At 73.9% G+C, this 26,642-nt stretch carries 22 protein-coding genes; 6 read left to right on the top strand and 16 right to left on the bottom strand.

All coding sequences use genetic code 11. The features are described 5' to 3' along the window. Window positions 1-425: 425 nt before the first annotated feature. From ACFYXU_RS05265 to ACFYXU_RS05245, 5 genes are all read right to left on the bottom strand, one after another. Window positions 426-1,022, bottom strand: coding sequence for a flavin reductase family protein (locus tag ACFYXU_RS05265; RefSeq protein WP_389407518.1), 597 nt, complete (start codon window positions 1,020-1,022; stop codon window positions 426-428). Window positions 1,023-1,098: 76 nt separating this feature from the next. Further along, a complete protein-coding gene (locus ACFYXU_RS05260) occupies window positions 1,099-4,485 on the bottom strand; it encodes a hypothetical protein (RefSeq protein WP_389456521.1) in 3,387 nt (1,128 codons plus the stop codon). A 168-nt stretch (window positions 4,486-4,653) separates the two neighbouring features. Continuing rightward, a complete protein-coding gene (locus tag ACFYXU_RS05255) occupies window positions 4,654-5,439 on the bottom strand; it encodes an enoyl-CoA hydratase/isomerase family protein (RefSeq protein WP_389407516.1) in 786 nt (261 codons plus the stop codon). Window positions 5,440-5,447: 8 nt separating this feature from the next. Next, on the bottom strand, window positions 5,448-7,670 hold the full coding sequence (locus ACFYXU_RS05250) for an acetate--CoA ligase family protein (RefSeq protein WP_389407515.1): 2,223 nt from the start codon (window positions 7,668-7,670) through the stop codon (window positions 5,448-5,450). A gap of 346 nt (window positions 7,671-8,016) precedes the next feature. Beyond that, window positions 8,017-9,171, bottom strand: a complete 1,155-nt coding sequence (locus ACFYXU_RS05245) for a flavin-containing monooxygenase (protein ID WP_389407514.1) — start codon at window positions 9,169-9,171, stop codon at window positions 8,017-8,019. A gap of 151 nt (window positions 9,172-9,322) precedes the next feature. Between ACFYXU_RS05245 and ACFYXU_RS05240 the strand changes: the two genes are divergently transcribed. After that, on the top strand, window positions 9,323-9,772 hold the full coding sequence (locus tag ACFYXU_RS05240) for a DoxX family protein (protein WP_329851202.1): 450 nt from the start codon (window positions 9,323-9,325) through the stop codon (window positions 9,770-9,772). Then, a complete protein-coding gene (locus ACFYXU_RS05235) occupies window positions 9,772-10,239 on the top strand; it encodes a Zn-ribbon domain-containing OB-fold protein (protein WP_389407513.1) in 468 nt (155 codons plus the stop codon). Before ACFYXU_RS05240 ends, ACFYXU_RS05235 begins: the two co-directional genes overlap by 1 nt. On the opposite strand, the gene ACFYXU_RS05230 is transcribed toward ACFYXU_RS05235, so the two are convergent. Together ACFYXU_RS05230 and ACFYXU_RS05225 are read right to left on the bottom strand one after the other, a co-directional pair. Continuing rightward, window positions 10,209-12,143: a protein kinase gene (locus tag ACFYXU_RS05230; RefSeq protein WP_389407512.1), complete on the bottom strand. Its 1,935-nt coding sequence runs from the start codon at window positions 12,141-12,143 to the stop codon at window positions 10,209-10,211. The genes ACFYXU_RS05235 and ACFYXU_RS05230 overlap by 31 nt on opposite strands. Before the next feature lie 245 nt (window positions 12,144-12,388). Beyond that, entirely contained in the window at window positions 12,389-12,943 is a 555-nt protein-coding gene (locus tag ACFYXU_RS05225) for a nitroreductase family protein (protein WP_389407511.1), read from the bottom strand. A 148-nt stretch (window positions 12,944-13,091) separates the two neighbouring features. Between ACFYXU_RS05225 and ACFYXU_RS05220 the strand changes: the two genes are divergently transcribed. Then, the gene (locus ACFYXU_RS05220) at window positions 13,092-14,348 is read left to right on the top strand and encodes an alpha/beta hydrolase (RefSeq protein WP_389407510.1); all 1,257 of its coding nucleotides are present in this window, start codon (window positions 13,092-13,094) and stop codon (window positions 14,346-14,348) included. Window positions 14,349-14,350: 2 nt separating this feature from the next. On the opposite strand, the gene ACFYXU_RS05215 is transcribed toward ACFYXU_RS05220, so the two are convergent. Then, window positions 14,351-14,989: an HAD family hydrolase gene (locus ACFYXU_RS05215; RefSeq protein WP_389407509.1), complete on the bottom strand. Its 639-nt coding sequence runs from the start codon at window positions 14,987-14,989 to the stop codon at window positions 14,351-14,353. After that, window positions 14,986-15,081 carry a DUF397 domain-containing protein gene (locus tag ACFYXU_RS05210; RefSeq protein WP_389407648.1) on the bottom strand — a complete coding sequence of 32 codons (96 nt, stop codon included), beginning with the start codon at window positions 15,079-15,081 and terminating at the stop codon, window positions 14,986-14,988. Before ACFYXU_RS05210 ends, ACFYXU_RS05215 begins: the two co-directional genes overlap by 4 nt. Between ACFYXU_RS05210 and ACFYXU_RS05205 the strand changes: the two genes are divergently transcribed. Then, window positions 15,080-15,259 carry a hypothetical protein gene (locus ACFYXU_RS05205; RefSeq protein WP_389407508.1) on the top strand — a complete coding sequence of 60 codons (180 nt, stop codon included), beginning with the start codon at window positions 15,080-15,082 and terminating at the stop codon, window positions 15,257-15,259. The genes ACFYXU_RS05210 and ACFYXU_RS05205 overlap by 2 nt on opposite strands. Here the strand turns inward: ACFYXU_RS05205 and ACFYXU_RS05200 are convergent. The 7 genes from ACFYXU_RS05200 to ACFYXU_RS05170 form a co-directional block, all read right to left on the bottom strand. Then, a complete protein-coding gene (locus ACFYXU_RS05200) occupies window positions 15,238-17,439 on the bottom strand; it encodes an FG-GAP repeat domain-containing protein (RefSeq protein WP_389456519.1) in 2,202 nt (733 codons plus the stop codon). The two genes, ACFYXU_RS05205 and ACFYXU_RS05200, sit on opposite strands and share 22 nt — an antisense overlap. 33 nt (window positions 17,440-17,472) lie before the next feature. After that, the gene (locus ACFYXU_RS05195; RefSeq protein WP_389407506.1) at window positions 17,473-19,713 is read right to left on the bottom strand and encodes an FG-GAP repeat domain-containing protein; all 2,241 of its coding nucleotides are present in this window, start codon (window positions 19,711-19,713) and stop codon (window positions 17,473-17,475) included. A gap of 106 nt (window positions 19,714-19,819) precedes the next feature. Further along, window positions 19,820-22,057: an FG-GAP repeat domain-containing protein gene (locus ACFYXU_RS05190; RefSeq protein WP_389456517.1), complete on the bottom strand. Its 2,238-nt coding sequence runs from the start codon at window positions 22,055-22,057 to the stop codon at window positions 19,820-19,822. A 176-nt stretch (window positions 22,058-22,233) separates the two neighbouring features. Continuing rightward, on the bottom strand, window positions 22,234-22,410 hold the full coding sequence (locus tag ACFYXU_RS05185) for a hypothetical protein (protein WP_384824837.1): 177 nt from the start codon (window positions 22,408-22,410) through the stop codon (window positions 22,234-22,236). A gap of 370 nt (window positions 22,411-22,780) precedes the next feature. Beyond that, on the bottom strand, window positions 22,781-23,293 hold the full coding sequence (locus ACFYXU_RS05180; RefSeq protein ID WP_389456515.1) for a DUF664 domain-containing protein: 513 nt from the start codon (window positions 23,291-23,293) through the stop codon (window positions 22,781-22,783). After that, window positions 23,290-23,706 (bottom strand): DUF1992 domain-containing protein, encoded by a 417-nt coding sequence (locus tag ACFYXU_RS05175; RefSeq protein WP_389407504.1) that lies wholly within the window; start codon window positions 23,704-23,706, stop codon window positions 23,290-23,292. The genes ACFYXU_RS05180 and ACFYXU_RS05175 overlap by 4 nt, the downstream gene beginning before the upstream one ends. A 105-nt stretch (window positions 23,707-23,811) precedes the next feature. Next, on the bottom strand, window positions 23,812-24,015 hold the full coding sequence (locus ACFYXU_RS05170) for a cold-shock protein (protein WP_015035453.1): 204 nt from the start codon (window positions 24,013-24,015) through the stop codon (window positions 23,812-23,814). A 261-nt stretch (window positions 24,016-24,276) separates the two neighbouring features. Here ACFYXU_RS05170 and ACFYXU_RS05165 point away from each other — a divergent pair, with 261 nt between their 5' ends. Then, the gene (locus ACFYXU_RS05165; RefSeq protein WP_329851188.1) at window positions 24,277-25,149 is read left to right on the top strand and encodes a menaquinone biosynthesis protein; all 873 of its coding nucleotides are present in this window, start codon (window positions 24,277-24,279) and stop codon (window positions 25,147-25,149) included. Window positions 25,150-25,438: 289 nt separating this feature from the next. Beyond that, window positions 25,439-26,638, top strand: a complete 1,200-nt coding sequence (gene mqnC / locus ACFYXU_RS05160; protein ID WP_329851186.1) for a cyclic dehypoxanthinyl futalosine synthase — start codon at window positions 25,439-25,441, stop codon at window positions 26,636-26,638. The last annotated feature ends 4 nt before the right edge of the window (window positions 26,639-26,642 follow it).

Below are 26,642 nucleotides of genomic sequence, written 5' to 3'. Positions count from 1 at the left end.
TTGCGGGCCCTCGCCCGCGCGCCTGTGCGCCCGCGTCCCTTTGCGGGCCTTCGCCCCGCCCCCGCGTGCCCGCGCCCGCTTCGGGCGGTGCCGTCGGCCGCCCCCCCCGTGTGGGCAATCGTCCCGCTGGGGCGGGACGGGTGGGCACACGGGACGGCGCGCTGAGCGGCGCCTCCGCGTTCAGGGCCTGGACCCGCACCGCGCGTGACGGGCACCTCGTGGTGCGGGTTCAGGACCAGGAGCCTCCCGCGCCGGCATGGGCGCTGGTCCGTTGTGCCCACCCGTTCCGCCCCTTGCGGAACTCCTGCCCACAACGGGGGCGGCGGGGCGCGGCCCACAACGGCGGGGCGCGGGTCCGCAACGCCGGGGCGCCGCCCGCAACGCCGGGGCGCGGGTCCGCGACGGGGAGGGACCAACACGCCCGGCTACGGCGTGAAGTGGCCGAAGCGGCCCTGGTGGAAGAGGAGAGGGGCGCTGTCCCGCGACGCCCCCAGGCCCTCCACCCGCCCCACCACGATCAGATGGTCCCCGCCGGTGTGGACCGCGGTGATCGCGCAGTCGATCCAGGCGGGCGCCCCCGCCAGCCGGGGGGAGCCGGTGACCGGGGCCGGGGCCCAGTCGACCCCCGCGAACTTGTCCGCGCCGCTGACCGCGAAGGACCGGCACAGCGCCCCCTGCCCGGCCCCCAGGACGTTGACGCAGAAGGTCCCGGCCGCCGCGATCCGGGGCCAGGTCGTCGAGGTCCGGGCGACCATGAAGACGACCAGGGGCGGGTCGAGGGAGAGGGAGGCGAAGGACTGGCAGGCGAAGCCGGCCGGTCCGTCCGCGTCGAGGGCCGTCACGATCGTGACGCCGCTGGCGAAGTGCCCGAGGACCCGGCGGAACTCGCCGGGTTCGACGGGCGCCCGCTCGTCCTCCCGGACCGCCCGCAGGGCGGGCCGGGGCAGTGGTTCGACGGCCGTCGGCGCACCGACCGCCCTGAGGTGTCGGACGGCGGTGGCCGCCATCCCCGCGTGTCCCATCACACCGACCATTGAAACTGACGGTGTGTCAGATGGGAACCCCTCGGGGACGACGGCCACAGCGGGCGGTCGGTGGTCAGCCCGCGACGGCTCCCGTCGACCGGGTCCAGGCCACGCCGTTCAGGTGTCCGGTCCGCAGCGCCGTCACCCGGACGGTGATCTTCGTCCCGCGCTGGGCCTTGGTGAGCGTGAAGGTGGCGCGGGTGGCCCCGCTGACCGCCCGCCCGTTCGCGTACCACTGGTACGCGTACGAGGTCGGCGCCGGCGTCCACGTCCCCCGGTTCAGGGTGAGCGTCCGCCCGACGCGGACCGTGCCCGAGAGGGACGGCGTCCGGGTCGCCCGGGGCGCGACGCCCTGCACGGCCGCCGCCCCGCTCACCGCGGTGAGGGTCGGGTGCCCGGTCTTCCGCGCGACCACGGTCACCGACAGCTGCTTGCCCTGGAGCGTGGCCGGGATCGTGTACGTGGAGGCCGTCGCCCCCGCGATCGCGACGCCGTTCGCCCGCCACTGGTACGCGAGCGAGGTCACCGGCAGCGACCACGAACCGGGCTTCGCCGTCACCTTCCCGCCGACGACCGCCGTCCCGGAGATCCCGGGAGCGGCGGTGCTGCGGAGCGCCGCGACGACGGTCACCGACGGCTTCATGTACTGCGCGCCGAACACGTGGACGCTGAGCTCCAGCGAGCCGAGCGGCGCCCGCGTCAGGTCCAGGGCCACCGTCATGCTGCGCCGGTCGGGCGCCACGGAGAGGGTGGTGGACTCGGCGCGGAAGGACCCGCTCGTCACGACGACCTTGGCCGACGCGGGCAGCGCCGTGCCGGTGACGGTCATCGCGACCTTGCCCCGCCCGACCGTGGCCGGTCCGACGGTGCCGAGGGAGCGCTCGTCGGGGCCGCAGAGGTAGCCGTCGCAGGCGAACTGCGCCGTGACGGGTGTGGTGGCCTGCGCCGGCTTCTCCGGCAGACCGATGACGAGCGTGCTCGGCTTGGCCGTCCTCGGGTACCCGCCGGGCAGCGAGCACTGGTAGACCTCGCCCTCGCTCGTGTACGCGCCGCCGCAGAAGTTCACCCTGCTGGTCCGGTCGTACATCCGGGGCCGCGGCATGGTCGCGAAGGTGCCGGCCGGGCTGAAGGCGACGGAGTAGCGGTCGCCCGCGGCGGTCGGCAGCGATCGGCACAGCGTGGAGTGCTGCTCGCTGAGGCTGCCCGTGACCGGCCCGAAGCCGTAGCTCACGTTCGCCACCGGGGCGCACTCCGGGGCGGGCCCGGCCGGTGTGCCGATGCGCGCGGCGTCCAGCCGGTACGCGGCGGGCGAGGTGCCGCCCGCCGGGACCTGGAGGAGCACCTGGTAGGCGGTCGAGCCGGTGGCGGCGCAGCCCTTGGTGAAGTAGTCGCAGACCACGTCGCCCTCGGCGTCGAAGGCCATGAGCCGGACCGCGTCGTTCGCGTCCCGGACGTCCAGGTGCAGGGTGTCCCCGGCGGCGGACGTGGTGACCCGGCGGCACTGGAAGGTGCCGGGCGCGGCCGGGACGCCTCCGGTGGACGGGCCGCCGACGGCGACGGCCGCGGTGCCGAGGCAGCCGCGCGCGGTGGCGGTGACGTCCTGGCGGGTCAGGACGGTCTCCGCGGTCACGTCACGGCCCTGGACGAGGACCGTGTGGGCGAGGTCCGGGGTCAGGTCGCAGACCGAGAACGTGCCGTGGTAGTTGCGGATCTCGCAGCTGACCCTGCCCTTCGCGTCGACGACGACGGCCTCGGCGGACGAGCCGCCCGAGCCCTTCGCGATCTGGAAGAGCTCGTTGGCGGAGTGGGATCCCGCGGGGATCGTCAGGCACTCGGCGAAGATGCCGCCCCCGGTCTTCACGACCGTCCGGGCCGGAGCCGTGCCGAAGTCACCGGCGGTGAAGGTCCGGCAGGCGGAGGGAACGTCGGTGCGGTGGACGACGAGCCCGTAGCTGTCGTCGCCCTCGTACGGGTCCTCGTCGCTGACGAGGGCCCGGTACGGGGCGGTGCCGCCGAGCACGCAGGTGGCGTCCCACAGGTTCGTGGCGGCGAGGCACTGCTCGGCGCCGGTCACGTCGTACACGGTGATGTCGGTGGTGAGGTCCGACTGGACGGCGAGGTGCGCGCCCCGCGGCAGCGTCAGGTTCAGGCAGTCGACCTCACCGGGGGCGGAGAACGTACCCCGGTGGGCGGCGCCGAGCGCGACCCCGTCCACGCAGCCCTCGCGGGAGGCGCGGCCGAACACCTGGACGGCGTCGTCGGTGAGGACGGTGTACGCCGTGCCCGCCGTGAGCGCGCAGAGCCCGTCGTACGCCTGGCAGACGAAGGTGCCGTCCTGCGCGTACACGGCGACGGTGGAACGGCTGCCCTCCGCGCTCACGGCCCGCACGTCGTAGCGGCCGGAGACGGTGGGCGTGAAGGTCTTGCACCCGGTCGCGGACCCGGTCCGGTCCGGCGCGGTGCCGTAGACGGACGGGGCGACGGTCGCGCAGCCCGCCGGGTCGGACAGACGGCGGACCTTCAGGGTGTACGGGGCGTGGGCGCCGTCCTCCTCGTCGCCGACGACCGCGTAGACGCGGTACGTCCGCGGGCCCTGGTCCCCGTCGGTGCCCACGGGCCCGTCGGGGAGGACGCAGCCCTCGGAACCGTCCTGGTTGCGCTCCGCGCAGAGGCGCGCGCCCGTGCTGTCGGAGATCCAGTCGGAGCTGTCGCCGTAGCTGACGCGCCGCAGGTCCCTGGTGATCCGCTCGCCCGGGACGGCGGTGAAGGAGTGGCAGACGACGCCCAGCGGGCCGGCGCCCGTGCCGGTCGCCGGGGCCGTGTCGTACGCGGTGCCGGGGACGGCGGGGCAGTCGCCCGGGACGCCGGCCATGAGCGGGACGAGGGCGAGCCGGTTCCGGGCCGTGCTCCAGTCGGTGTTGACGAGCTTGAGCGTGTACGAGCCGACGGCCAGGTCGCACCAGGCGGCCTTGTAGCCCCAGCTCTGGCACTCGACCCGGTCCTCACCCGCGTACAGCTCCGGGTAGGTGTCGTGGCTGCCGTCGAGGAGGATCCGGTGCGTGCCGGGCTTCTCCACGGTGACGGTGAAGCAGGTGCTGCCCTGCGCCTCGATCTCGACCTGCCGCACCGTGTCGCCCGGGTCGCCGAGCGGCGACAGCGCCAGCGCGGGACAAGGAGCGGTGGTGGCCGTCGGCTCGGGCGTGGGCTCGATGGTGGCCGTCGGGTCCGGCGTCGGCTCGGTGGTGGTGGCCGTCGGCTCGGGCGTGGGCTCGATGGTGGCCGTCGGGTCCGGCGTCGGCTCGGTGGTGGTGGCCGTCGGCTCGGGCGTCGGCTCGGTGGTGGTGGCGGTGGCCGTCGGCTCGGGCGCGTCCGGAGCCTGCGCGCCGCGGGCCGAGGCCGGCGCGGGCGCCGAGACGGCGGGCGCGGGCGTCGCCGCGAGCGCCGTACCCGTCGGGATCATCGGCCCCACCAGGGCCGTCAGCAGGGCAGGGACGAGCAGCAGCGTTCTCGCGGATCGTCTGGATCTCGCGCGAGAGCGCGCGAAGTTCGGCATGGTTCCGTTCCCCCCGGAGCGGTGGTGACATATGCGCGTCACACCCTACGGGCCGCCCCGGACGGCGTCGCGCGACTATTTCCCCTCGTACCGCGCCTCCCGCCGCTCCACGAAGCTCGTCACGCCCTCCTGGGCGTCCCGGGTCGTCATGTTGATCTCCTGGGCCGTCGCCTCCGCCGCGAAGGCGGTCGAACGGTCCGTGTCCAGTGACGCGTTCACCAGCTGCTTCGTCAGGGTCAGGGCCCGCGTCGGGCCCTGCGCGAGGCGTTCGGCCCAGTCGCGGGCCGTCTTCGTCAGCTCGTCCGCCGGGACCACCCGGTTCACCAGGCCCATCTCCCGCGCCTCCGCCGCCCCCACCGCGTCGCCGAAGAACATCAGCTCCTTCGCCCGCCGCGGCCCGATCAGCCGGGGCAGCAGGTACGCGCCGCCGCCGTCCGGGACCAGGCCCCGCCGCACGAACACCTCGATGAAGCGGGCCGAGTCCGCCGCGAGCACCAGGTCGCAGGCGAGGGCCAGGTGCGCCCCGATCCCCGCCGCCGTCCCGTTCACCGCCGCGATCACCGGCTTCTCGCAGTCCATCACCGCGCCGATGAAGCGCTGCGCCCCGAGCCGGATCATCCGCGCCACGTCCCCGGCCACCCGGTCCCCGGTGGACGGCGCGCCCCGCAGGTCCGCGCCCGCGCAGAAGCCGCGCCCGGTGGCCGTCACCACCACGCAGCGCACGCCCGGGTCGGCGGAGGCCTCGGCCAGCAGCGCGATGATCCGCTCCCGCTGGTCCCAGGTGACCGCGTTCATCACCTCGGGACGGTTGAGCGTGATCCACGAGACACCGTTCTCGACGGTGTGCAGGACGTCGGACACGGGAGCTCCTATCGGCAGACCGCGAGCGCGTCCAGGGCCACCGCCCCCTGCCCGCGCGGCAGCACCATCAGCGGGTTGATGTCGAGTTCGGCGAGGTCGCCGTCGAGTTCGAGGGCCATCCGCTGGACCCGGAGCACGACCTCGACGAGCGCGTCGACGTCGGCCGGCGGCGCGCCCCGTACGCCGTCGAGCAGGGCCCGGCCGCGCAGTTCGCCGAGCATCGAACGGGCCTCGGGCTCGCCGAAGGGCGGCACGCGGACGGCCGTGTCGTTCAGGACCTCCACCAGGACCCCGCCGAGGCCGACCGTGACCGTCGGTCCGAACAGGTCGTCGTGGGTCACGCCCACCACCATCTCGACCCCGCGCCCGACCATCTGGCAGACGAGGACGCCGTCGAGGTCGATCTCCTCGAAGCGCGCGATGTCGGTGAGCTCGCGGTACGCGTCCCGGACCTGGCTGGCCGAGGTCAGCCCGACCTTCACCAGGCCCAGTTCCGTCTTGTGGGCGAGCTGCGCGCCCGAGGCCTTCATCACGACCGGGTAGCCGACCAGCCCGGCGGCCCGGACGGCCGCCGCGGCGCTGGTGACGAGCTGCTCGCGCGGCACCCTGATCCCGTAGGCCCGCAGCAGCTGCTTCGCCGCGTGCTCGCTGAGCCGCCGGCCGGGCCGCAGGAGGGCCTGCGCCTTGCGGAGGGACGGGGAGGGGGTGCGCGGGGCCTCGTCGAAGGGGGAGCGGTAGGCGGTGGTGAAGCGGTGGTGGTCGAGGTAGGCCTTCACGGCCCCGATGCAGTTCGCGAAGGTGCGGAAGGTCGCGACGCGCGAGGAGCCGAGGAGGGTCGTGCGGTACGCCTCCTCCGTGCCGACTGGTGAACCCCACACCACGCACACCAGCTTGTCCGTCGCCTCGGCCGCGTCGACCAGGTCCTGGGCGAGCCTGTCGCTCATCGGCGGGAAGGGGCCGGTGATGGGACAGATGAGGACCCCGACGGACGGGTCCGCGAGGATCGCGTCGATGATCTTCCGGCCGCGCCAGTCGCCCACCGGGTGCCCGCCGTTGTCGACGGGGTTGGCGACGTTCAGGTACTCCGGGATCCACTGGTGGAGCTCGTCCTGCTTGGCACGGTGGAGGGTGGGGAGTTCGAGCCCGGCCGCCGTGGCCAGGTCGGCGAAGTGGGCCCCCGTACCGCCGGAGATGGAGTAGACGACGACCCCGTCGGCCCGCGGCGTGCGCGCGCGGGCGAGGAGGGCCGAGGTGTCCTGGAGCTGGTCGAGGCCGTCGACGCGGATCACGCCGTACTGCCGCATGGCCGCGTCGACGACCCGGTCGGCGCCGGTGAGCTTGCCGGTGTGGGAGGCGGCGGTGCGGGCGCCGGTCTCGGTGCGGCCGACCTTCACGGCGACGACCGGGACGCCTTCGCGCGCGGCCCGGTCGGCGGCGAGGAGGAAGGACCGGCCGTCCTTGAGCCCCTCGACGTAGCAGGCGATGGCCCCGACCTCGGGGCGCCCGGCGAAGTACGCGAGGAAGTCGGCGGTCTCCAGGTCGGCCTCGTTGCCGGTGGGCGCCCAGTGGGAGAGGCGGACCCCGAGCTCCTGGAGGGTGAAGACGGGCCGCCCCTGGTGGCCGGACTGGGTGATGAGCGCGACGGCGGGCCCTTCGAGGTCGTCGCGGAAGCGCTCGAAGGCGTTGAGGTTGGTGTTGGGGCCGAGGAGGCGGATCCCGGAGCGGCGCACGGCGGCGGCGAGGCGCTCCTGCGCGGCGGCCCCGGCCTCTCCGGTCTCGGCGAAGCCCGAGGCGAAGGCGACGGCGAACTTCACCTTGGTATCGGCGAGTTCCTCGATGACCGGCAGTGGGTCGGCGACGAGGAGGACGGCGAGGTCGACGGGTTCGGCGAGCGCGCCGACGGAGGGGACGCAGTCGATCCCGAAGACGCTGGTACGGGTCGGGTGCACGGGCACGAGACGGGCGCCGACCCGCTCGGCCCAGGCGAGCAGCTGCCGGGTGATGCCGGTGTTGGGCCGGCCCTCGGCGTCCGACGCGCCGACGACCGCGACCGACTCGGGCCGGAAGAAGCGGTCGAGGTCGGGGACGGGGGCGTGCAGCGGGCGCCCGCTGACGTCGACGTCGCCGGCGACGGCGGTGACGCCGTGCACGGCGTCCCGGGGCGCGTCTCCGCAGGCGACCACGCGGGCGCGGAGATCGGTGGTGAAGGTGCCGTGTGTCGATCCAAGCATGTGTGTGTCGCCCGCCCTTCACCCGTCCGTATACACCTGACGATCAGTCAGATTACAGAACTGACGCTCAGTCAGGAATGGGTGTGCGCGGAGCAGTCGCGCGGCGGACCCCCGGACGCCCGTGCCGTGGGCCCCTTCCGGGCGCGCCCCGGCGGCGCCCGGCGGCCCCCGGACGCGGCGGGGCCTCCCCGGAGCGGGACGTCCTCGCGCCCACCCCGTGCCGCCCTCGCGCCCGTCCCGGTCCCGCCCCGCCCCGTCCCGGTCCCGTCCCCGCCCCGGTCCTGCCCCGCCCCGTCCCGGTCCCGCCCCGTCCTGGTCCTGCCCCGCCCCGGTCCGCGCCCCCCCGTCAGCCGCGCTTCGTCCGGGCGATCCGGCGGGCGATCCGCTCCGCGTCCCGCGCCATCTCGCGGAACATCCCGCTGATCGGGTTCGTGAAGCCGGTGAAGTACAGCCCCGGCGCCTCGCGCGGGCTCCGCGCCCCGTGCGTCACCGGCAGCCCGCGCGCGTCGAGCACGTCCAGGTGTCCGAGCAGCGGCTCCAGGGCGCGCCGGTAGCCGGTCGCCGCGATCACCGCTTCGGGGGAGATCCGGCCGCCGTCCGCGAGGAGCACCTCCCCGCCCTCGAAGCCCTCCACGGCCGCGACGATCTCCACCTTCCCCGCGCGCACCGCGTCGACCAGGCCGACGTCCTGCACGGGGATCGCGCCCTCCCGCTGCCGGGTGGCGAGCCCCCGGTCCGGCCGGGGCAGCCCGTGCGCCGTGAGGTCCGGCGCGGCGAACCGGGCGAGCAGCGCGCCCAGCCGGTCGACCACCGCCACCGGCAGCCGCCGCACCAGGATGCCCGAGCGCTGGGCGGGCCAGCCGAGCGTCGTGCGGCGCACCAGGTGCGGGACGGTCCGCACCGCGAGCCGCACCCGGGCCGCGCCGCCGTCGGCGAGGTCGGCGGCTATCTCGGCGCCGGTGTTGCCGATGCCCACGACGAGCACGTCCCTGCCCTCGTACGGCCGGGGGTTCCGGTAGGCGCGCGCGTGGACGAACTCGCCGCCGTACCCGCCGCGCCCCGGCCACTCGGGCAGGTGCGGGGTGTGGTTGTACCCGGTGGCCACCACCACCGCGCGTCCGACGAGCCGGCGCCCGCCGGTGGCGTGCAGGACCCAGTCCCCTTCGGCCCGCTCGACGCGGTGGACCTCGACGCCGGTCACGATCTCCAGCTCGTGCTTCTCCGCGTACGCCTCCAGGTAGCGGACGACGTCGGCGCGGGCCGGCCAGCGGCCCGAGGAGCGGGGGATCCTCAGGCCCGGGAGGGCGGAGAGCCGCCGGGTGGTGTGCAGCCGCAGCCGGTCGTAGTGGGCCCGCCAGGAGGCGCCGACGGCGTCGGACTTCTCCAGGACGACGGCCCGGACGCCCCGCGCGCGCAGAGCGGCGGCGACGGCGAGTCCGCCGGGTCCGCCGCCGATGACGTACACGGGGTGGACGGGAGGTGCGGGGGGTGTGATGGCCATGAATGCTGAGCGTAATGACGTGTACACGCAGTGGGTCTCGGGCGGGCGGGGATTTCGGTTGCGAATCGGTCACGCGGGCCCGCCCCTTGCGGCCCGGCCCGGACTGCGCTGAACTGACGTACCGTCAGATTTGCTCACCGGGAGGGTCCGCATGCAGACCGTCTGGCTCACCGGCGCCGAATGGCTCGCCGTCCTCCGCATCGGCCTCGGCCTGTGGTGGCTGGAGAGCTGGCGCCACAAGGACAAGAAGGGCTGGTTCGAGCGCGGCACCGGCATCGCCTGGGCCGCGGACGTCGCCGGCAAGCACCGGTGGGCGGCCGTGAGGAGCGGCTTCGACACCGTCGTCGCCCCGCGCCCCCGGCTCATGGCGTACGTCGTCGTCTACGCCGAACTCGCCCTCGGCCTCGGCCTGGTCGCCGGCTTCCTCACCCCCGTCGCCCTCGTCGGCGGCCTGCTCCTCAACCTCCTCTACCTCGTCCTGATGATCCACGACTGGGCCGAGCAGGGGCAGAACGCGATGATGGCGCTCATCTCCCTCGTCGCCCTGCTCGCCCTGTCCTGGCAGACCTGGTCCCTCGACTCGGCGATCGGACTCTTCTGATGACGGCCACCCCGGCGAACCTCCCGGACATCGACGCCTTCACCCGCCCCTACTGGGACGCCGCGGCCGAGGGCCGGCTCCTGCTGCGCCACTGCGACGCCTGCGACCGGGCCCACCACTACCCGCGCGAGTTCTGCCCGTACTGCTGGAGCGAGGACGTCCGCTGGAAGCGGGCGAGCGGCCGCGCCACCCTCTACACCTGGTCCGTCGTCCACCGCAACGACCTCCCGCCCTTCGGCGACCGCGTCCCGTACGTCGCGGCCGTCGTCGACCTCGCGGAGGGGCCGCGCATGATGACGGAGGTCGTGGGGGTGGCGGAGGGCGACCTCAGGATCGGGATGGAGCTGGAGGTCGCCTTCCGCCGGGAGGGGCGGGAGGTGCGGGACGGGCAGGAAGGGCAGGAAGGGCACGTCACCGTCCCCGTCTTCGGCGCGGCTCAGACCGGCGAGACGTTGCGCCAGAGCTGACGGAGGTCGCCCGGGTCGCAGGCGGCCATCATCATGAACGGGGGCCCGGCCACGAGGCACTGGCCGTTGCTCACGTTCATGAGGGTCCGCCCGCGGGAGGTCGTGGCCTGGACGCGCCACGACTGGTCGCTGGACCCGTCGCAGGCCACCGCGGTGCCACCGACCGTCCCGTTCGGGTCGAGGCAGTGGCCGCTCTGCCGGTTGACCAGCCGGAAGGTGCCGTTCGCACCGGCCTTGTACGTCCAGGAGTACCAGACGGGCCTGCCGCCCTGGGCCGAGCCGCAGTCGTAGTTGTTGACGAAGACGCCGTAACCCGCGTTGTACTCGCCCAGGCACGTGCCGTCGGAGTTCTTCAGCGAGTACGTCCCCGAGGGCGTCGAGCTGGTGGGCGGCGGAGGCGCGGGCGCGTGGGTGGTCGGCCTCGGGGTGGGACGGCTCGTGGCGCCGCCGGAGGACCCGGACCCGGAGGACGAGCCGGATCCGGAGGACGAGCCGGACCCCGATCCCGAGCCGGACCCCGATCCCGAGCCGCCGCCGGACCCGCCGGACGCTCCCGAACCGCCGGACGTCGCGGTCGCGCCGCCCGAGGCCGTTCCCGAGCCGCCCCCCGCCGCGGACCCGCCCCCGGCGTCGCCGGATCCGCCCCCCGCCGCGCCGCCCCCGACGGAGGCGCCCCCGGGCGGGGCGGCCGAGCCGCCCGGGGGCTTCGTCGGCGGCTTCGTGGACGGCTTGGCCGAGGGCTTCGCCGACGGCGTCCCCGTCCCCGTCGAGGACGGTACGGAAGCGGGCTGCGAGGCCACCGTCGACGGCGGCGACGAGGCCTCCGGGGCCGCGCCCAGACGGCCGATCTCGTACGGGCCGAGGGCGACGGTCAGCGTGGTGCCGGTCGCCACGACGACGGGCACGGCGAACATCACCAGCTTGTTCCGCCGCCGGGGCTTGTCCGGGGCGGCCTGACCGGTGACGGCCACCGCCCCCGGGGGCACCGGCTCCCTCGGGGCCTGCGGGGTGAGCGCGGCCGTCGCCACGTCCCGGGCGGGATCGACCCGCTCCAGCTCCTCCAGCTGCTCGGCGGTCGGCGCCCCGGCGGCGAAGGCCGCCCGCGCGGCGATCCGCGCGGCGACGGCCTCGGGCCAGACGGCGTCCGCCGCGCCGTCCTCGGCGAGCGCGACCAGCTCGTCGGCCGTCGGCCGGTCCGCCGGATCCTTCGCCAGACACGTCCGTACGAGCTCCGCGAGAGCGGGGTCGCCCTCGGTGAGGCGCCCGAAGTCGGGATCGCCGTGGACGACCCGGTAGAGGAGGTCGGGCCCGGAGCCGTCCCCGAAGGGAGGCCGCCCGTTCGCCGCGTACAGCAGCAGGCTGCCCAGGGCGAACACATCGGCCGCTCCGGTCAGCCGCCGGTCCGCGACGGCCTGCTCCGGCGCCATGTAGGCGGGCGTGCCGATGACCATGCCGGTCTTGGTCAGCCGGCTCTGGTCGGCGGCGCGGGCCACGCCGAAGTCGATGAGCGAGAGGCCGCGGTCGGTCAGCATCACGTTGGAGGGCTTCAGGTCCCGGTGCACCATGGCGGCGCCGTGCACCAGCCGCAGCCCGGCCGCTCCCTCGCGGAGCAGCCGCCACAGGGCGCCCCCGGAGAGCGGACCGCCGTGCAGGCGGAGGGCCTCGTTCAGGGTGATGCCGGGGATGAACTCGGTCGCGAACCACGGCGGCCTCGCCGTGCGGTCGCTCGCGAGGAGCCTGGTGTTGGCACCGGCGGGCAGCCGGGCCAGGTTGTCGAGCTCGTGCCCGAAGTGGCTGAGGAAGTCGGGGTCCTCGGCGAGTACGGGCAGGACCCGCTTGACCGCCGCGAACTTGCCCGGCACGGCGCCGAGATAGACCCGCCCCATTCCACCGGACCCGAGCACACCGAGCAGTCTGAACGCCCCGATCCGACGCGGGTCGCCCGACTCCAGCGGGATGGCCCCGCTGCCCCGCAAACTGTCCCCACTCGACTGGTCTTTCGGTTCCCCCTGCATGGGCCACACAGTAACCGAGCGCCCGTGGCACCTGAATGGAGGTCAACTGGTCTTTGCGAGGCTGTTGTTGGGGGAGCGGCGGAAGGTGAGCGTCCTCGGTTCCCCGTGCCGGTCCGCCCCCTCGCATCCCCCCGCTACGGTGCCCACGGCGCGGACAGCAGGTCGGCGACGCTGCGCCGTTCCCGGGTCGCGAGGGGCTCCTCGGCCGCCTTCCCCAGCGCGATCATCGACACGATCGCCCACCCCGGCTTCGGGCCCAGCTCCTTCGTCAGCCCCTCCAGGTCGAAGGCCCGGAACTGGTGCGACGCCAGCCCCAGCGCCTCCGCCTGGACGGTCAGATGGGCGACGGCCTGGCCGAGGTCGTAGTCCGCGAACTCGGAGTGGAGCAGCTCCGTGTCCTCCACGAACCGCCGCGTCAGCGTGACCACCAGCAGCCCCGCGTCCGTCGCCCACCGCGCCGAGCTGGGCGCGAGGTGCCGCACCACCCGCTCGTGGTCCGGCTCGCCCGGCCGGCTGGTGAAGAACCCCCACGGCTGGGAGTTCCCGGCCGACGGCGCCCACCGCGCCGCTTCGAGCAGCAGACCCAGGGCCCGGTCGTCGACGGCGCCCGACGGGTCGAACCGGTAGGGGCTGAACCGTCCCGCCAGCAGGGGATGGAGGGCGGCCGACAGTTCCGGATCACGTCGCATGTCCCGGTCCAACCCTCGTGCCCCACGGGCCTATTCCGACGGTCCCGTCCCAGGGGGGAATCCGCGATTCCGAGGTGGGGCGGGCCCCACCGTCGGCCGGGGGGCCGTCGGATGTCCCGCCGTCCGGCCGCTCCGTAGCGTCGTCGCCATGACCCACACCACGACCCGCACCCGCTTCCGGCACGTACGCCGGTCCCTGGCCGCCGCGACCGCGGTCGTCCTCACGGCCCTCGCCGCCGCCCCGGCCGTCGCGGCGTCCGAGTCCCGTCCGGTCCGTACGGCACAGCAGAGCACGGCACGCGGGGAGCTGCTCGGCGTCACCCCCGTCGCCGACCTGAGCAGGGCCGAGGTCGCCGCGTTCCTCAAGGGCGCCGGGATCGACCCGGCGACCGTGCGGTACGGCGTGCGCGGCTACCGGATCACCTACCGGACCGTGACCCCGCAGGGCGCGCCGACCACCGCCACCGGCCTCCTGGTCCTCCCCAAGGGCGGCGAGCGGCGGCTCGACCTGGTCGCCGACACGCACGGGACGATGGTCCACCGGGACTACGCGCCCTCCGTCGCCGAGGACTTCGGCCTGTACGCGCCCTACCTGCACGCCGCCGCGGGCCGCGCGGTCGCCGCCCCGGACTACCTCGGGCTCGGCAAGGGCCCGGGCCTGCACCCGTACATGGACACCGCCTCCTCCGTCTCCGCCTCGCTCGACATGCTGCGGGCGTCCCGCACCGCCGCGCGGGCCCTCGGCAGGCCGCTCACGGGAGACGTGTACGGCACCGGGTTCTCGCAGGGCGGCCAGGTGGCCATGGCGCTGGGCCGCGAGCTGGCCCGGGGCGCGGACCGGCACTTCCGGCTGCGGGCGCTGGCGCCGGTCGCGGGCCCGTACGACCTGCGGGGCGCCGAGATCCCCGCCCTTCTCGACGGCCGGGTCAACGACATCAGCGGGGTCTTCTACCTGTCGTACTTCCTGACCGCGCAGAACCGGCTGCATCCCGTCTACGGCGACCCGGCCGAGGCGTTCCGCCGGCCCTACGCGGGATACGTGGAGGAACTCTTCGACACCCGGCACACCGAGGAGGAGATCGTCACCCAGCTGCCCGGCTCGGTGAAGGAACTGCTGACCGAGGACTTCTACGCGCGGCTGCGGCACCCGGACGGCGGTCTCCTGGCCGCGATCGAGGCGCAGGACGGGACCTGCGACTGGAAGCCGGCCGTGCCGGTCCGGCTGCACAGCGCGTCCGGCGACACGGACGTCACGATCGCCAACTCGGTCGACTGCGCGGCCGATCTGGCCCGCCACGGCGTGAAGGCCCCGGTGATCGACCACGGGAAGGCCGACCACAACGGTTCCTTCAAGGAGGCGGGGCCCGAGATCGTGCGCTGGTTCGACGCGCTGGCGCGCCGCTGACCCTAGCGCACGACCCCCTGCCCCACGGCCGCCAGGATCTCCGGCGCCGCCTCCGCGAGCGTCGCGAAGTGGCGGTGGGCGTCCGGGTGCGGCGCCGGGGTGTTCACGGTCCAGACCGTCATCCCGGCGTCCAGCCCCGACCGCACCCCCGAGGGCGCGTCCTCGATCACCAGGCACTCCGCCGGGTCGGCGCCCAGCTTCTCCGCGGCGGTGAGGTACGGGACGGGCGACGGCTTCCCCTCCGCGACGGAGGCCGCGTCGACGATCAGCCCCGGGAGGCGGAGGCCGGTCCGCTCGAACCGCCCCCGCACCCGGTGCTCGTAGTTCGACGTCACCAGCGCCCACCGGTCCGCCGGAAGCCCGGCCAGCAGCTCCGCCGCCCCCGCGAAGGCCGCGTACGAGCCCGTACGGACGTCCTCGTCCTCCAGCGCGTGCAGGAGGGCGAGGCACGCGTCCGGGTCCGCACCCGGGAGGACCGCCGCGAAGGTCTCCACGGGCCGCGTCCGCAGCGCGACGGCGTACACCTCGTCCCCGTCGAGCCCGTGGCGCGCGGCCCACGCGTGCCAGACGCGCCGCTGGTTCTCGACGGCGTTCATGAGGGTGCCGTCGACGTCGAAGAGAACGAACTTCAGGGAGGTCACGCCCCGGATGCTACGTCCAGGAAGGCGGCCCAGGTCGCGAGGGCGACGGCGAGCTGGGGGCCGTGGGGGTTCTTGGAGTCGCGGACGTGGATGAGGGCGGGAGTCTGGAGGAGCCCCGCCCGGGAGCCGGACGAGGGCGGCTACGGGCTGCTGCTCGTCGCCGCCCTCGCCACGGCGTGGGGCGTGCGGGACCGTCCCGTCGGCAAGACGGTGTGGGCGACGGTCCCGCTGGGAGGCCCCCTGATCCGTCAGAACACGAGCGTCGGGTAGGACGACGGCCAGACGTAGCTCCGCAGGTCGAAGTCGCCCAGGGGCGCTCTCCAGTTGCCGGTCCCCTTGACGAGGTGCACGCCGCCGCCGTCGCTCTCGGCCACCAGGTCGGCGTGGCCGTCGCGGTCGACGTCGCCCACGCGGATCGGCGTGAGGGGTGCCCATCGGTCGCTGATCCGGGTGCGGGCGGCGAAGGTGCCGTCGCCCTTGGCGAGGTAGAGCCAGAGGACGCCGGCCGTGTCGCGGGCGACGAGGTCTCCGGCGGTGGCGCCGCCGAGGTCTCCGGTGGCGGTGATCGCGTTGTAGATCCCCCAGCCGCCGCCGACCTTCACCCGCGCGGAGAACGGGGCCGTCGCGCTTCCGGTGCCCTTGTACAGCCAGAGGACGCCGGTCTTGTCGGTGGCGAGGAGGTCCGGGCGGTTGTCGCCGTCGATGTCGCTGCCGCCGGTGAGACGGTCGTAGATCTGCCAGCCGCCGCCGACGCGCACACGGGGCGCGAGCGTGCGGCCGGCGCCCTGGTGGAGCCAGAGGACGCCGGTCTTGTCGCGGGCGACGATGTCGGCGTACGAGGAACCGGCGATGTTCCCGGGGGCGACGAGCCGGTCGTAGGTGTTCCAGCCGGTGCCGATGCGGACGGCGTCCTTCTCCTGCCAGGCCGGACCGTACCTGTCGGTGTACCCGTCGTGCACGAACAGGTCGCCGTTGCCGTACCGCACGAGCAGGTCGGGGGTGCCGTTGTCGTCGAAGTCGTGCGAGGTCGGCTTGCCGGTGACCTTGAAGGTGCCGTCGAGGACGAGGGCGGGGCCGACCCCGTTGATGGGGGTCGCCGTCATCTTCCAGGTGTAGTCACCGTTGTAGGCGGTGAGCTTGGGGCCGAGGAGACCGTCCCACTTGGCCGTGTACCCCCCGTCGGAGAGGTAGGCCGGGACCGGGATCCGCGTACCGGTCGCCGTGTGCACCAGCTCGACCCGCACCCTGGCCTGGGTCCAGTTCAGGGTCCACGACAGGGGCACCGGGGCGGGCGTGGCATCGAAGTCGATCGTCTCGGGGACGTTCTGCCTGACCAGCTGGAGGGACGTGGACTCGCCGGTGCTCGCGACCAGGGTGACCAGCGGACGGGCGCCGTCGGCGCCCGGGGCGATCCGGTAGAGGCCCTCGCCGTGTGCGAGGGTTCCGCCCCGCGCCACCTGCGTTCCGTCGGGGCCGTCGGCGGAACTCGACGAGTGCTCCAGGAGCTTGACCGTCTCCCCGGTCGTCAGCGAGCGGGCGTACAGCGCGTACAGCGCGTTCGGCTGGCCGGTCGTCGTCGTCCTGAGGGTCCGGTACGTCACCCAGTCGCCGCTCAGCTCGATGGCGACGGTGGTGGTGACGCCCAGGTCGTGGCGCACGGTCTCGCCGGTCCCGCGCCGCGTCACGACCACCGTGGCCGGGGCGGTGCTCGCGGGCTGCTCCACCCAGGCGATGTGCGTGGCGGACAGCGCGAGGCCGCCCACCCCGGCCCCCGGGAGCTCGTACTGCTCGACGACCGCGTGGGCCGCGACGTCCACGACGGCCGCGCGCTGGTGCGCCGCCCCGTCGACAGTGGTCGTGTACCGGACCACGGCGGTGCCGGGCGACTCCACGGACACGGAGGTGATCACCGCGTCGTCCGGCAGGCCGGTCACCGTGTCGTCGGTCAGGGCGCCTTGCGACGTTCCGACGATGTGGAGTTCGGTGCCGCCCGCCGCACGGGCCTTCTTCATGACGAGGCGCGTGCCCGCGTACCCGGCGATGGTGTAGCCGGCGCCGAGGGGGTTGGTGTCGATGACCAGGGGCTCGCCTTCCCGGCCCATGTCGCGGAGCGTGAAGACGCCGTCGGCGTTCTGGACGACGATGTCCGTCCGAGGTGCCGCGCGGTACGAACCCGCGGGAAGCACCGTCTCGACGCCGTCGGAGAAGCGCGTCCAGCGCCAGGTGAGCCGCGGGCCGGTCTGCCCGCTGAGGAAGCCCGTCGGGCCGACGCCCGTGACGGCCGCGTCCCGGGGGAACGGCGCGACGGTCCGCTCCGCCTCCTGCCCCGCGGCCACCGGGGCCGCGAGGGCCGCCGGTGCGGCCGTGGCTGTCGCGCCCGCCGTGAGGGCGAGGACGACGGCGACGGAGGCGGTGAGCCGGTGCCGGGTGGTGCGCATGTGCTGGTTCAAGGCCCTGCTTTCTCGGGGGAGGTCCGGCTCGGGTCAGAAAAGCGTCTTGCCCTGGCGCGACAGCTCCGGCGGCGTCGCGATGTTGGTCCGGCCGGAGAAGGGCGTGCGCCAGTCGCCGGTGCCCGGGTAGAGGGCGAGGCTGTCGTCGCGGCCGCCCATGAGGCCGTCGCCGAGGAGGTCGGGGCGGCCGTCGCGGGTGACGTCGCCGATGGCGACGATCTCGCTGTACCGGTTCCAGCCGCTGCCGATGCGGGTGCGGGCGGCGAAGGTGCCGTCGCCCTTGCCGAGGTAGAGCCAGAGGACTCCGGCGGTGTCGCGGGCGACGAGGTCGCCGGCGGTGCCGCCGCCGATGTTCCCGGTGGCGACGACGGTGTTGTAGACGCCCCAGCCGCCGCCGACCTTCGTGCGGGTGGCGAAGGGGCTGGTCACGCTGCCGGTGCCCCTGTAGAGCCAGAGGGTGCCGGTCTTGTCGGTGGCGACGAGGTCGGGGCGGCCGTCGCCGTTCAGGTCGGAGCCGGCGGTGAGCTGGTCGTAGCCGCCCCAGCCGCCGCCGACCTTGGTACGGGTGGCGAAGGGGCTGGTGGACCGGCCGGTGCCGGCGTAGGACCAGAGGACGCCGGCCTTGTCCCGGGCGATCAGGTCGGAGTGCTCGGTGCCGCCGATGTTCCCGGGGGTGACGATCCGGTCGTAGGCGTCCCAGCCGGATCCGACGACCTTCTCCGTCAGGTCGCCCGTCCGCACGGCGTCGAAGGTCTGGCGGGCGTCGTACAGCGAGAGCCGGCCGCCGTCGCGGTAGAGCAGATCGGGCGAGGTGCTGTCCGAGAACCCGTGGGGCGCCTGCTTGCCGACGACCTTGAGGGTGCCGGTCCGCTCGACCGCGGGGGCGACGCCGTTGGTGGGCCGGAGCGTCATGCGCCAGGTGTAGTCGCCGTTGTACGCGGCGGTGCCGCCGTCGAACATGCCGGACCACGAGGCCTGGATCCGCCCCGATGGGGTCGGCTCGACGGCCAGGGTCTTGCGCCGGCCGGACGCGGTGTGCGTCAGCTCGACGGTCGCCTTCGTGTAGCCGATGCCGGTGAAGCGCCACTCCAGCGGAACGCCGCCGTAGCCCTTCGTGCTGAAGTCGACGGTCTCGGGGACGTTCTGGTCGGTGATCGTGCGGGCGATGGAGCGGCCGGTGCTCGCGACGAGAGTGGCGGCCGGAGTGCCGTCCGGGCCGGGCGCGACGCGGTAGACCCCCTCGCCGTGCTCGACGGTGGCGCCCTGGACGAGCAGGCCGCCGCCGACGTCGGCGCGGACCCGGTCGACGGTGTCGAGGAGCTTGACCGTGCGCCCGTCAGTCAGCGACCGGGCCGTCAGGGCGTAGAACGGGTCGCGGGAGTAGGCCGCGGTCCCTCCGGGCACGGCGTACGCCACCCAGTCGTCGCCCACGAGGTCGACCGTCGGGGACGAAGCCCACGGGAGGGGGACGCGGGTGCTCTCCTCCTCGGCCCGCCGGGCCACCCGGACGGCGGCGTTCCCGGTCCCGCTCGCCTCCACCCAGGCCAGGTGGGTGGCGGAGGCGCTCGCGTCGGCTCCCCGCTCGGCCCCCGTGAGGACGCGGGTCCCCACGACCTTCCCGGTGGCGACGTCCACCAGGGCCAGGCGCTGGGTGGTCGTCCCCTCCTGCGTGTGGTGGAGGAGCAGGGTGTCGGGGGAGGACAGGTCGTACCAGCTCACCAGGTCGCCGGGTACGCCGGGGACCGTGTGGTCCACGAGAGTGTCGCCCCGCTTGCTCAGGAGGTGGACGTCGGAGCCGCCCCCGGCGCGCGGGACCTTGAGGACGAGGGTGGAGCCGGCGAGGCGCTCGAACTGGACTCCCCGGCCGAGGAACGCGATGTCGATCACGACGGGTTCGGCGCCCGTCGCCATGTCGTAGAGCTCGTACCGGGTCCCCTCGTACCGGACGACGACGTCGGAGGCCACGCTGCCCGCGTAGGTGCCCGTGCGCAGCAGGGTGGTGGTGGCGCCGTCCGCGTACCGCGTCCACTGGTAGTCGGTTCCGGCGGCGGCGGTGTAGGTCCGGCTGAGGAAGCCCGAGGGGCCGTTGCCGATGACCGGGGCGTGGGGCGCGAGCGCGGGGACGTCCTGCTGCTCGCCCGTCGTCGAGGCGGCGGCCGGTGCGGCCCCCGTCGCCAGGGCCGTCGGTGCGGCGGTGAGCGTGCCCACGGTCACGGCCAGGGCGACGGTGACCGCCGTGGTGAGGCGGTGCCGGGACGTACGTGCTCGGGACAAAGCGATGTCCTCCCCCTGAGGTGTGGATGCGGCGTCCATCCGCCACACCCACACGACTCGCGGGCCGTTCGCATGGTTGTACGTCGGGCGTCGGGAGATCAGAAGCTCAGGAGACCGAGGTGAACTTGGTGCCCTCGCCCGCGTACAGCGACGTCGACTGACGGGTGAAGGGGGCGCCGGTGGAGCCCGTCGAGCGGTAGACGTAGGTGCCGGCCGATCCGTACCCGATCAGGTCGGGGCGGCCGTCGCCGGTCACGTCCCCCGCGCCGACGAGCTGGCTGAAGCCGCCCCAGCCGCCGCCGATCCTGATCCGGGGCGCGAAGGTGCCGTTGCCGTAGCCGAGGTGGAGCCACAGCACGCCGGCGGTGTCGCGGGCGACGAGGTCTCCGGCCGAGGCGCCCGCGATGTCGCCGGTGGCGGTGATCTGGTTGTAGACGCCCCAGCCGCCGCCGACGCGGACCCGCGCGGCGAAGGGCGCGGTGGCGGAACCGGTGCCCTTGTAGAACCAGAGGACGCCCGAGGCGTCCGTGGCCAGGAGGTCGGACCGGCCGTCGCCGTTCAGGTCGGAGCCGCCGGTCAGCCGCTTGTAGCCGCCCCACCCGCCGCCGATCCGCACCCGCGCGGAGAGCGTGCCGTCGCCCCGGCCGAGGTACTGGTAGAGGGAGCCCGAGCCGTCCACGGCGAGCACGTCGCCGTGGGAGGTGCCGGCGATGTCGCCGACCGCCTCGATCTGCTGGTAGATCCCCCAGCCCGTGCCGATCCTCGTCCGGAGGGCGGGCTTGGCCTGGCCGCCGACCGGCCAGTCGAAGAGGTCGTCCCGCCACAGGGCGCCGGCGGCGTCCCGGGCGATGACGTCGGTCGAGCCGTTGTCGTTGAGATCGTGCGCGTTGGCCCGGCGCACCACCTGGAAGCTGCCCGAGACGGTCGCCGGGCCGCCGACACCGTCGGTCGGCGCCGCCGTCGCCTTCCAGGTGTAGCTGCCGTTGGGGGCGCTGATGCCCTCCAGGACGCCGTCCCAGACGAAGCTGAAGCGGTTGCCCGGGAGGGGTGCGGCGAGGCGCTTGGTCAGCTTCTTGCCCGTGGTGACGTGCGTGAGGGTGAGGTCGACGGTGGCGTTGCCCCGGGAGAGCGTCCACTCCATGGGGAGCGTGGTGCCGGCCTTCTCCAGGTCGACGAAGGTGGCGATCCTGGAGTCGGTGAACTGCACGGCCAGGACCCGGCCGGTGCTCGCCTCCAGCGCGACCGACGGGCGCTCGCCGCCGCTGCCGGAGATCCGGAAGAGGCCGTCGCCGGCCGCGCCGAAGCCGCGCACGAGCAGGGAGCCGTCGGGGGCGTGGGCCACGCTGGAGAAGTTGTCCAGGACCTTGTACGGCTGGGCGGCCGGGTCGGTGAGGCTGCGCGCGTACAGCGGTCCGGGCGTCTCGGCGGTGGCGGTGCCCGGGACGCCGTAGAAGACGGTGTCCCCGACGATGCCCGCGACGACGGAGCGGGTGAGCGCGCCGGTCAGCGGGATGCGCGTGGTCGAGCCGGTGCCGAGCCGGTGCGCGCCGATCTCCAGGCCGCCGTCCTGGGACGCGTGGACCCATGCCTCCCACGAGGAGGTGAGGGCGCCGGTGGACGACTGGTCCCACGCGGCGGTGCCCGAGCTGCCGCCCCAGTCGACGACGGTGCCGTTGCCGACGTTCCCCTTGGCGTACCAGTACACGATCCTGTCGGTGGGGATGTAGGGCTCGCGGACGCTGCCCAGGACGACGAAGTCGTTGCCCGCGGAGGCGACGACCTTGTAGTCGACGTTCTTGGGACGGGAGGAGAGCTTGCTCTTCTTGGTGACCCCGTTGACCTTCGAGAGCTGCCACAGCTCGTGGTAGTCCCCGGTGGTCGCCACGCTGACGAAGAGGTTCTCGTTGACCACGCCGACGAGCTTCGTGCTGCCGGACGGGAACTCGGCCCCGATGTTGAAGGACGCGCGCCAGGCGCCGCCGTTCTTCATGTCCCGTACGGAGAGGGTGCTGCCGTCGCCGGTCACGAGGAGGTCGGAGTTGCTGTCGTAGCCGCTGACGCCGGTGCCGACCGTGGTCACCGATCCGTCGGAAGAGGCGTGCCACTCCAGGACCTCGGTGCCGGAGCCGTCCTTCCGGGACGTGAGGTAGCCGGTGTCGCCGACGCTGACGATCTCGGCGTCGACGGGCAGGTTCGTCGCCGTGGCGCCGGTGGTGCCCGCCACGGCGGCGGGGACGGCCGCGACGGCCGGGACGGCGACGAGGGTCCCCGCCACGGCGGTGACCGTGGACAGGGTGAGGAGGGCGGCCGCGAGCCGGCGGCCGGAGGTCCGGGTGTGCTTCACGTTTCGAGTCCTTCGAAGGCGGGTGGAAGGACGGGACGCGGCTGCGGCGGCGCGTCCCGGTGGTGCATCTGCTCGTGCGGCGGCGAAGGGCGTCGGAAGGCGTCGCGGCGGCGTCGGTGAGGAGCGCCGGGGGACGTCGGAAGGCGCCGGGAGGCGTGACGAGGCGTCGTGGGACGTCAGGCGGCGGGGCCGTACGGGCCGGTCGGTGCGGGCTGCCGGGCCGCGGGGGCCGCGAAGGCGGCGTGGAGGGTCACGACCTCGACGGCGACGACGGCTCGGGCGCCGTCTCCCGTCGGGAGGCCGGTCGTCGCCGGGGCCTGGCCGGGGCGGTGGGTCGGATCGGTGGTGCGCACTGCGTTCAAGGTCTTCCCCCGTGAGAACCGGTCGTCGCGCGCGCGAACGCGCGTGCGACGACCGGTCAGACTGACGAGGGGGCCCGGGGGTTGTACGCCGGGCGGCCGAAAACGCGCCCCGGCAGAAGTGGGAACGTCCGCTCCGGTACGTGCGGCGCCGGACCGGTCCCGGGGGCTCCGGTACGTGCGGCGCCGCACCCCATCGGCCCACCGGCCCCTGCGTGCTCGGGTACGCGCCTCACCGGACCGGTCCCGGGAGCTCCGGTACGCGCGGCGCCGGTCTACCGGCCCCCTGGGCGCTCCGCTACACGCCCCGGCGCGCTCCGCTCCGCGCCCCGCCACGCCGCCGGGGCCCGTCGGACCCGGCGGCCTACCCGCCCCGTCGCTCCACCACGCCCCGCGCGTACGCCGCCTGTCCCGCGTGCTGGAGGTCGTCCGCGATCACCGACATCAGGCGGACACCGAGGGTCACCGGCGGGTCCCAACGGGTGTCGACGACGCGGTCCAGATCGGCGTTCGTGACCCCGCGGATCAGCTCCTCGGTGCGGGCGTGCACGGCGTCGTGGTAGCCGAGCAGCAGCTCGGCCGGGGCGCGCACCGCGGCCACCTGCGCCCGCGTCTGCCCGTAGCCGGTGGCGCCCTTCGGGAAGGGCAGGCCGAAGCGGTCCGCCCAGCCGTCCGAGGTCCACACCTGGTCCGTGCCGAAGGCGTCCGCGAGGTGGTCGTCCTGGACGCGGGTGAGGTGCCAGACGAGCCAGGCGACGGAATTGGCGTCGGGGTCGACGCGGGCGGCGAGCTCCTCGTCGGCGAGTCCCTCCACGGCCTCGTGGACGACCTCGCGGATCCGGCCGAACGCGTCGACCAGCAGACCGGCACTGTTCACGACTGGTTCCTCTCCGCTCGTCCCCCCGCCTTCCACCGCGCCACCTCGGCCTCCACGTCGAACGGCCGCAGGTTCAGCGGGGGCCCGGCCGGCGGCCGGGCGAGGGCTTCGGCGATCTTCGTGTTGATCTCACCGAGGACGCGGCGGACCTGGCTCTCCGAGACGGCCGAGGCGATCTCCGCCCGCGCGTCCTCGGCCGCCTTGCGCAGGGCCAGGGAGGGCGGCAGCACGGACGCGCCCTCGCGGTGCATCTTGCCCTTGATCCACCACAGCTCGTCGTACGGGGCCGAGTCGTCGGGCAGGGGCTTCCCGAATCCGGGCAGGCTCCGGAAGTCGCCGCGCTCGGCTGCCTCGCGGATCTGTTTGTCGACGAACGACTCGAAGCTGACTCCGGGCGGCTTGCGTTCGGTCATGTGTCCAGCGTACGGAAAGGGCAGGAGCCCCGCTCGTGCCCTGGGGCACGGAGCGGGGCTCCTTGGGTACTGCTCTAGTCGTGCGCGTTCGCCGACCCGGGCAACTTAGGCCGGGGAGACGTTCTCCGCCTGCGGGCCCTTCGGGCCCTGCGTGACGTCGAAGGTCACGAGCTGGTTCTCCTCGAGCGAGCGGAAGCCGTTCGCGTTGATCGCGGAGTAGTGGACGAAGACATCCGGGCCGCCGCCGTCCTGGGCGATGAAGCCGAAGCCCTTTTCAGCGTTGAACCACTTCACGGTTCCGGTAGCCATGAGCCCTCCTATGGGCCAAAGGGTCGCCCTGCTCCAGAACCTGCAAACAAGTCTGAAAACTACAAAAGCCTGCGGGTCACATGCTCCGCAGGCTCTGTACTGCAAGGGAAACCAAACTGCAACTTGCGTTGAGCGTAGCACGCAGGACGCTCGGGGCGGTAGAGGGAAAGATCACGTCACCCGCATGTTTGATTCCGTTCCGTGTGCTGACACGTGTGCCCCGCCGATGCCCACTCCGCGAGACGGGTCTAGCCTCGCGATGTGGACAAAGCAACCGACGACCACCAGCGCAGCCGGCCCCGCGTCGGACACATCCAGTTCCTGAACTGCCTCCCCCTCTACTGGGGCCTCGCCAGGACCGGGACGCTCCTCGATCTGGAGCTCACCAAGGACACCCCGGAGAAGCTCAGCGAGCGGCTCGTCCGGGGCGACCTCGACATCGGGCCCATCACCCTCGTCGAGTACCTCCGCAACGCGGACGACCTGGTCGCGCTCCCCGACATCGCCGTCGGCTGCGACGGCCCCGTCATGTCCTGCGTGATCGTCTCGCAGCGGCCCCTGGAGGAGCTCGACCGCGCGCGCGTGGCCCTCGGCTCCACCTCCCGCACCTCGGTCCGCCTCGCCCAGCTGCTGCTGGCCGAGCAGTACGGGGTCGAGCCCGACTACTACACCTGCCCGCCGGACCTCGGCCTGATGATGCAGGAGGCGGACGCCGCCGTCCTCATCGGCGACGCCGCCCTCCGGGCCTCCCTGCACGACGCGCCCCGGCTCGGCCTCCAGGTCCACGACCTCGGGCTGATGTGGAAGGAGTGGACGGGACTCCCGTTCGTCTTCGCCGTCTGGGCGGCCCGCAAGGACTTCCTGGCGCGCGAACCGGAGACCGTCCACGAGGTCCACCAGGCGTTCCTCGCCTCCCGCGACCTCTCGCTCGAAGAGGTCGCCAAGGTCGCCGAGCAGGCCGCCCGCTGGGAGACCTTCGACGCCGAACTGCTGGAGCGGTACTTCCGCACGCTCGACTTCCGATTCGGCCCCGAGCAGCTCGCCGGCGTACGCGAGTTCGCCCGCCGCACCGGCCCCACGACCGGCTTCCCGGCGGACGTCAGGGTGGAACTCCTGCCGCCACCGGCACGATAAGCGGCCCGGCCGGGCGGAATGCCCGGCCGAGGGGGGGAATGGTGCGGGAAAGAAATACCGGTGCGCCCTCCCGCACGCCGGGCGGGGCCTTTCCGCGAGCCCCCGTGAATAGGGGACGGACCGGCACCGAAGGACGGGTCCCGGTCCGCGCGGGGACGGGCGAGCGGGCCGCGCCCGGAATTCACCGGATATTCGCCCGAGGCCCGTACGGACACCCTGCGGAAGCCGCCAGGAGCCCTGGCGTACGCTGGTTCGGTCGATCAGAACCCCTCCGAAAGGGACGCACCCGGTGACCGAGAAGGCCGAACTCCAGTCCGTTCTCGACCGCGCCGCGGCGGGTGGCCGGATCACCCCCGAGGAGGCGCTCGACCTCTACCGCTCGGCGCCCCTGCACGCGCTGGGCGCCGCCGCCGACGCCGTGCGCCGCCGCCGGTACGCGGGGACCGAGCACATCGCGACGTACATCATCGAGCGGAACATCAACTACACGAACGTCTGCGTGACGGCGTGCAAGTTCTGCGCGTTCTACGCCGCCCCCAAGGACACCAAGAAGGGCTGGACCCGGGACCTCGACGACATCCTGCGCCGCTGCGCGGAGACCGTGGAGCTCGGCGGCACCCAGATCATGTTCCAGGGCGGCCACCACCCGGACTTCGGCGTCGAGTACTACGAGCAGCACTTCGCCGCCATCAAGAAGGACTTCCCGCAGCTGGTCATCCACTCCCTCGGCGCCTCCGAGGTCGAGCACATGGCCCGCATCTCCGGGGTCTCCGTCGAGGAGGCGATCACCCGCATCCACGCCGCAGGCCTCGACTCCTTCGCGGGCGCCGGCGCGGAGCTGCTCCCCGAGCGGCCGCGCAAGGCCATCGCCCCGCTCAAGGAGAGCGGCGAGCGCTGGCTGGAGATCATGGAGATCGCCCACAAGCTGGGCGTCGAGTCCACCTCCACCATGCTGATGGGCACCGGCGAGACCAACGCCGAGCGGATCGAGCACCTGCGCATGATCCGTGACGTGCAGGACCGGACGGGCGGCTTCCGGGCCTTCATCCCGTACACGTACCAGCCCGAGAACAACCACCTCAAGGGCCGCACGCAGGCCACGCTCTTCGAGTACCTGCGGATGATCTCGATCGCCCGCCTCTTCCTCGACAACGTCGCCCACATCCAGGGCTCGTGGCTCACCACGGGCAAGGAGATCGGCCAGCTGACCCTGCACTACGGCGCGGACGACCTCGGCTCGATCATGCTGGAGGAGAACGTCGTCTCCTCGGCCGGCGCCAAGCACCGCTCCAACCTGCGCGAGATGATCGACATGATCCGCACGGCGGACCGCGTCCCGGCCCAGCGCACCACGACCTACGAGCACATCGTGGTCCACGACGACCCGGCGGACGACCCGGTCGACGAGCGCGTCGCCTCGCACATCTCCTCCACGGCGATCGAGGGCGGCACGGCACACCCCGAGCTGAAGCTCCTCGACGCCCGCTGAGACC

It is taken from the genome of Streptomyces sp. NPDC002232 (genome assembly GCF_042890295.1).
Taxonomy (GTDB): domain Bacteria; phylum Actinomycetota; class Actinomycetes; order Streptomycetales; family Streptomycetaceae; genus Streptomyces.
The sequence above is the reverse complement of the archived record's forward strand: the minus strand, read 5'-3'. Positions and strand labels throughout refer to the sequence as shown.